This is a genomic window from Corallococcus terminator, from assembly GCF_003611635.1.
Lineage (GTDB): Bacteria > Myxococcota > Myxococcia > Myxococcales > Myxococcaceae > Corallococcus > Corallococcus terminator.
Genome location: NZ_RAVZ01000468.1, coordinates 1 through 5,847, shown reverse-complemented (window position 1 = coordinate 5,847; position 5,847 = coordinate 1). Strand labels below are relative to the sequence as shown.

General features: G+C 70.3%; 5 protein-coding genes and 2 pseudogenes. 1 reads left to right on the top strand and 6 read right to left on the bottom strand.

Going from position 1 to position 5,847, the window contains the following annotated elements; translation table 11 throughout:
• The 5 genes and pseudogenes from D7V88_RS38210 to D7V88_RS38190 form a co-directional block, all read right to left on the bottom strand.
• Window positions 1-404, bottom strand: a pseudogene (locus tag D7V88_RS38210) (methyl-accepting chemotaxis protein); the annotation flags it as partial.
• Between the two features lie 7 nt (window positions 405-411).
• Window positions 412-2,211 (bottom strand): methyl-accepting chemotaxis protein, encoded by a 1,800-nt coding sequence (locus D7V88_RS38205; protein WP_120545468.1) that lies wholly within the window; start codon window positions 2,209-2,211, stop codon window positions 412-414.
• Window positions 2,208-2,576, bottom strand: coding sequence for a protein CrdC (locus D7V88_RS38200; RefSeq protein WP_120545467.1), 369 nt, complete (start codon window positions 2,574-2,576; stop codon window positions 2,208-2,210). Before D7V88_RS38200 ends, D7V88_RS38205 begins: the two co-directional genes overlap by 4 nt.
• 4 nt (window positions 2,577-2,580) lie before the next feature.
• Window positions 2,581-3,015, bottom strand: coding sequence for a chemotaxis protein CheW (locus D7V88_RS38195; protein WP_120545466.1), 435 nt, complete (start codon window positions 3,013-3,015; stop codon window positions 2,581-2,583).
• Window positions 3,016-3,039: 24 nt separating this feature from the next.
• Window positions 3,040-3,789, bottom strand: a complete 750-nt coding sequence (locus D7V88_RS38190) for an OmpA family protein (protein WP_120545469.1) — start codon at window positions 3,787-3,789, stop codon at window positions 3,040-3,042.
• Between the two features lie 178 nt (window positions 3,790-3,967).
• On the opposite strand from D7V88_RS38190, the gene D7V88_RS38185 reads away from it, so the two are divergent.
• Entirely contained in the window at window positions 3,968-5,419 is a 1,452-nt protein-coding gene (locus tag D7V88_RS38185; protein WP_120545465.1) for a sigma-54-dependent transcriptional regulator, read from the top strand.
• Window positions 5,420-5,428: 9 nt separating this feature from the next.
• Here the strand turns inward: D7V88_RS38185 and D7V88_RS43340 are convergent.
• Window positions 5,429-5,847, bottom strand: a pseudogene (locus D7V88_RS43340) (hypothetical protein); the annotation flags it as partial.

The following is a 5,847-nucleotide window of genomic DNA, read 5'->3' as shown; positions in this document are numbered from 1 at the left end:
GTGAGTACCCCCGGCAGCCCCATCTCCGTCCACAGCACCACCGCCACCACGCCCGTCGTCAGCACCCACAAGCCCAGCGAGCGGAAGAACGCCTCGCCCGGAGCGCGCGACATCTCCCCCACCGCCTCCGACAGGTGTTCCGCCGAGGGTGGCACATCCCCCCGCTCCAGGGCCCGCAGCGTGGGAAACCGGCGCAGGGACACGCCCACGCCCAGCAGCATGTGCAGCGCGCTCACCCCCACCACCAGGAACACGAGCGCGCTCAGGCTGCCCGTCAACGGACCGCCGATGACGAGCGACGCGAAGTGCAACCCCAGCGTGGAGCCCACCAGGTTCGCAAGAGGGACGGGCAAGGCCAGGTGTCGGCTGAAGAAGGCCCGCCGGGGCCCGATGCGCACGGACATGGACGCCCTACCCTTCCCCGGTTTCGACGTGGAAGCGCTCCACCACGTGTTGCAGGTCGTGCGCCAGCGTGGACAGGTCCGCGTTGGCCGCCACCATCTGCTTGGTCGCCGCCGCGTTCTGTTCGGTGACGCGCAGGATGTCCCCCATCGCCGCCGCGAGCTGATCCGTGCCCGTCTGCTGCTGCTGCGTGGCCAGGGAGATGCTCCGCACCGCGTGCGACGTCTGCCGCGCCAGCTCCAGGATGAGCCCCAGGCTGGCGTCCACCTGCGCCGCCAGCAGCGTGCCCAGCTCCGTCGTCTTCAGGCCCGCCTCCGTCGCCATCACCGCCGCGTTCGTCGCGTCGCGGATCTCCCCGATGAGGCCTTCAATCTCCTTCGTGGAGCGGATGACGTTCTCCGCGAGCCTGCGCATCTCCGCGGCCACCAGCGAGAAGCCCCGGCCCACCTCGCCCGACTTGGTGCCCTCCAGCTCCGCGTTGAGCGCCAGCAGGTCCGACTTGTCGGCGATCTCGTTGATGAACTCCACCACCTTGCCAATCTGCTGCACGCGCTTGTTGAGGCGCACCACCGCGTCCGCGATGGCCTCGTTGTCGTGCTTCATGCGCTTCATGGCGCCCAGGAAGGCGGTGGCGCCGCGCTGGCCGGACTGCGCCGCGCTGAACGTCGTCTCCGCGATGGCGGACACGGACTCCGCGTTGTCGGCGATCTGCTGCGCGGACCGGGCCAGCTCCTCCGTGGTGGCGCTGGTCGCGTTGAGCGCCCCAGCCTGCTCGTCCGCGCCCACCTCCTGCTCCGTGCTGGTGGCCACCAGTTGCTCGGTGGTGGAGGAGATCTGGATGCCCGCCTTGCGCAACTGCGAGAGCGCCTGCACCAGTTGCACCTGCATCTGGGTGAAGGCCGCGGAGGTGGCCCACACCTCGTCCTCCGCGTGGATGACGCGCGGGGGGCGCACCTCGCCGCCCGCGATGCGCGTCGCGTCCTCCGTGATGGCGCGCAGGGGCTCCGACAGCGTCGTGCCCGCGAGCGCGGCGGTGCCCAGCACCAGCAGCGTGACGAGCCCCGCGAGCAGCCCCAGGGGAGTGCCCTCGCCCTTGCGGGCCCGCACGAGGATCTCCTCCCGCGCTTGAGTCGTGTCGGCCTTCACCCACGCCTCCACCACCGCCTCCGTGCGGGTGTAGGCCACATCCAGGATGAAGAGCGACGGGCTCAGCACCGCGATGGCGGTGAACACCACCAGGCGCCGGCGGATGTGCATGCGCCGGGGCGGCAGCGCGGCCAGCACCTCCAGCGGCGACAGGCCCTCCGCCACCAGCCGCTCCAGCGTGACGCGAGAGCGGCGCACCAGCATGAGGTAGACGAGCATCGAGCTGAGCGGGCCCAGCGACAGACCCATCAGCACCACGCGCAGCCCTTCGGTCCACGCCACGTGCGCCAGCAGCGGGAAGGACACCGCCACCAGCACCGTTCCGCCCAGCCAGCCCTGCAGCGCGAACCAGAAGCCGACGCCGGGCATGGCCGCGACCTCCTGGAGCGCGCGGCGCAGGTGTTCGGGCGTGGAAGGCAGGCGGCCCTCACCCAGGGCGATCAACGTGCGCAGGGCGCGGCTGTCGCGAACCCCGCCCAGCCCCAGGAACAACGCGAGCGCGCACAGCCCCAGGATGGACAGCGGAAGCCGGCCCTCCGACGGCAACGTATGGGACAGGTGGATGTGCAGGAGCGCGAGCATCACGCCCACGCAACTGCCCAGCACGCGGGGGCGCGTCGTCCACCGGGCCAGCGTCCGCAGCTCCCTGCGCGGCGGCGTCATGCGACCTCCGGGGCCAGGCCACGCAGATAGCGCTCGAAGCCGTCCAGGTGCACCAGCGGCCACAGCACCCCGCGCGTCAGCACGAAGCCGCGCAGGCTTCCTCCGGAGGCGCCCGCCACCACCGGCGAGGGGGGCAGCACCGAAAGCACCTCCGCGTCGATCTCCAGGCCGTCCACGCCCACGGCCTCACCCGTGAGCGTCACGAGCACGCGCTGGGCGCCCGAAGCCTCGCGGAAGGCCCTGCGGGCGGACACCCAGGTGTCCCCCGGCGCGGCGATGGAGGCCACCTCGTTCGCCTCGAACGCGAGGCGGTGGGGGCCCACATGGCACAGGAGCGTCCCCTCGACCCGGGCGGCGCGGGGCATGGCGCTAGCCGCCCTGGCTGAGGTGGTCGAAGAGGCCTTCGGGGTCGATGACGGCCACGTCGCGCGCGCCACTCTTGCCGGGGCCGCGCAGGTGGACGTGGACGCCCGTGGGACCCAGGGGCTCCAGCGCGCCCGTCACGGGGGACACCCCGGCGACGGAGCTGGCGGTGAGGGCGAGCGTTCCCCGGGGCAGGCGCACGAGCACCGCTCGACGGGAACCGGCGGTCACCCCTCCCACCAGCAGGCTCATGTCCACGACGGGGATGACTTCACCCCGGTGCGCGAACACGCCCAGCAGGTGGGGCGGGGAACCCGGTACCCGCGTCAGCTCGGGGAAGGTGACCACCTCCGCCGCCGCTTCCGCGGGTACCGCGTACCAACTGCTTCCACAGGCGAAGACCAGGTAGGACTGACGCGTTTCCGACTCGAGGGCGGCCATTTCGCGCCAGAGCCTACCCCAGAACTAGCGCTGGAACTCCACGCGGCGGTTCTCCGCCCACGCTTCCTCGGTGGCGGCGTTGGCGACAGGGCGCGTCTCGCCGTAGCCCACCGTCGTCAGACGGTTGGACGGCACGCCCAGGTCGGTCAGGTAGCGCTTGACCGCCGCGGCGCGGCGGTTGGAGAGCTGGAGGTTGTACTCCTCCGTGCCACGGTCGTCCGCGTGGCCGCCCAGGGTGATCTTCCCCGTGCTCGCCTTGATGCAGGCGGCCAGGTCGCCCAGGCGCGACTGCGCGCTGGAGTCCAGGGTGGACTCGTTGAAGCCGAAGCGCACCGCCGAGTAGTCGCAGCGGGAGTCGGCCGAGGCCGTCACGCAGCGGCCGCCCTGGCAGTCCTGACCCTCGCCGCAGTCGGTGGCGGCGGTGCAGGTGTCCTTGGGGGCCTGGCAGCGGCCGGCCTGGCACTTGCCGCCGTTGCACGCGGAGTCGTCCTTGCACTGGGCCTCGGCGCACTTGCCGGCCTCGCAGATGCGGCCGGAGCCACAGGCCGCGTCCGTGGTGCACTCAGGAGGCTTGGGGGCGCACTTGTTCGCCTGGCAGGTGAAGCCCTCACGGCAGTTGTCGTCCGTGGCGCACTCCTGGCACTGACCCTGGACGCAGACTTCGCCCTTCTCCTTGCAGGTCTCGTCGTTGTTGCACTTGGGGTAGGTGGGCGGGCACCCGGTCAGCACGGCCACGGCGAGGGCCAACCCCGCCCAAAGCGAAATCCGACGCATCATTCCTCCGTACAGCATTCACAGGGAAAAGGTGACCCGCTAGCGCGCGGGTCAAGACTGTCGCGTCTAGTCGCACACCCTGGCGTGAGTCAAAAGATTTGTCCCGCACTCCTCCTTCGGGGCCGAACGAGTCGCTTGATGCCCCGATTATTTCCGTGAGAGTGTGACCGGTTTGCCCATGCCCGCTGCCGTCCTCATCGTCGATGACGAGAAGAACATCCTCCTGACCCTGAGCCAGTCGCTCCAACTGGCCGGCTACCGCACGGAGCTGGCCAGCAGCGGGCAGGTGGCGCTGGACGTGGTGAGCGCGCGCCCGGTGGATGCGGTGCTGATGGACGTGAAGATGCCGGACATGGACGGCCTCACGGTGCTGGCGCGGCTCACGGAGCTCAAGCCGGAGCTGCCCGTCATCATGATGTCGGGCCACGGCACCATCGACACGGCGGTGAAGGCGACGCAGTTGGGGGCTCGGGACTTCCTGGAGAAGCCCCTGGCGCGGGACAAGCTGCTGGTGGCGCTGCGCAACGTGCTCACGCACCAGGCGGCGATGGAGGAGTTGCAGGAGCTGCGCGCGCAGTTGGGCCGCTTCGACATGGTGGGCGGCGGGCCGGCCATGCAGCGCATCTTCTCCCTCATCCAGCGCGCGGCGCCCAGCGAGGGCCGCGTCCTCATCACCGGCGAGAACGGCACCGGCAAGGAGCTCATCGCGCGAGCGTTGCATCAGCACTCCAAGCGCAAGGGCGGGCCGTTCGTGAAGCTCAACTGCGCGGCGGTGCCTCACGACCTCATCGAGAGCGAGCTGTTCGGCCATGAGAAGGGCGCGTTCACCGGCGCGGTGAGCGTGCGGCGCGGCAAGTTCGAGCTGGCGCACGAGGGCACCCTCTTCCTGGATGAGATTGGCGACATGCCGGCCGCGATGCAGTCGAAGCTCCTGCGCGTGCTCCAGGAGGGAGAGCTGGAGCGCGTGGGCGGCACGGAGACGCTCAAGGTGGACGTGCGCGTGTTCGCGGCGACGAACAAGAACCTGGAGAAGGAGATCGCCGCCGGTCGCTTCCGCGAGGACCTCTACTACCGCATCAACGTGGTGCAGATTCATTCGCCCCCGCTGCGCGAGCGGGCAGAGGACCTGCCGGACCTCATCAACACCTTCCTGAGCGAGGCGTGCGCGAAGAACGGCCGGAGGCCCCTGATGCTGTCGCCGGATGCGCTCGCGGTGATGAGCGCCTACGACTACCCGGGCAACGTGCGCGAATTGCGCAACCTGGTGGAGCGACTGGCCATCCTGTGTGAAGGCCCGGTCGTCTCGCGCACGGACGCGCTGGAGCTGCTGCCTCGCGGCCGGCCCCTGCCCCCGATGCCCGCGGCCACCGTGGGGGGTGACACGCCCCTGGCTCCGGTGACGGCCGCGACCACCGCACCCGTGGCGTCAGGCCCCGTGGGCTGGCGGCCCCGCGTGGATCAGACGTTCCGTGAGCAGGTGGAGGACGCGGAGCGGGAGATCATCCAGCACGTGCTCGCCCACACGCATGACAACGTGACGGAAGCGGCTCGGATCCTCGATCTGGAGCGGGGTCACTTCTACAAGAAGATGAAGGCCCTGGGCCTGCGTCGCGGACAGTCTGAGTCATAGAGCAGTTCCTCAAAACTGGCCCACCAGCCCTCCGACGACGACGCCCTGCCTGGACATGCTCAGGACGGGCGCCACCCGGGCCCCCAGGAGGGTCGGCTTCGCGGAAGCGGAGCGATGGGATAATCCGTAGCCCAGGAACGAGCCCACGATGGGGGTCACCACGAAGAGAACGCTGCCGACATTCTCGAACTCGCGCGGCCCCCCGAAGGCGAGCACCGCGGAAGGCACCGCCCCCAGCGAAGCGCCCAGCAGGGTGTAGCCAAGACTTCCCTGGCCATCGAACAGGTTGCCGAGGAAGTAGATGGGCAGGGCGGTCCCCAGCGACGCCCCCAGCCCCGCGAAGACGGATTCCGTGAGACGGGCTCGACACGTGAAGTTTGAACAGTCAGGTCTCAGCGCACGGCCGCCATAGAACCCCAGCCCTCCCC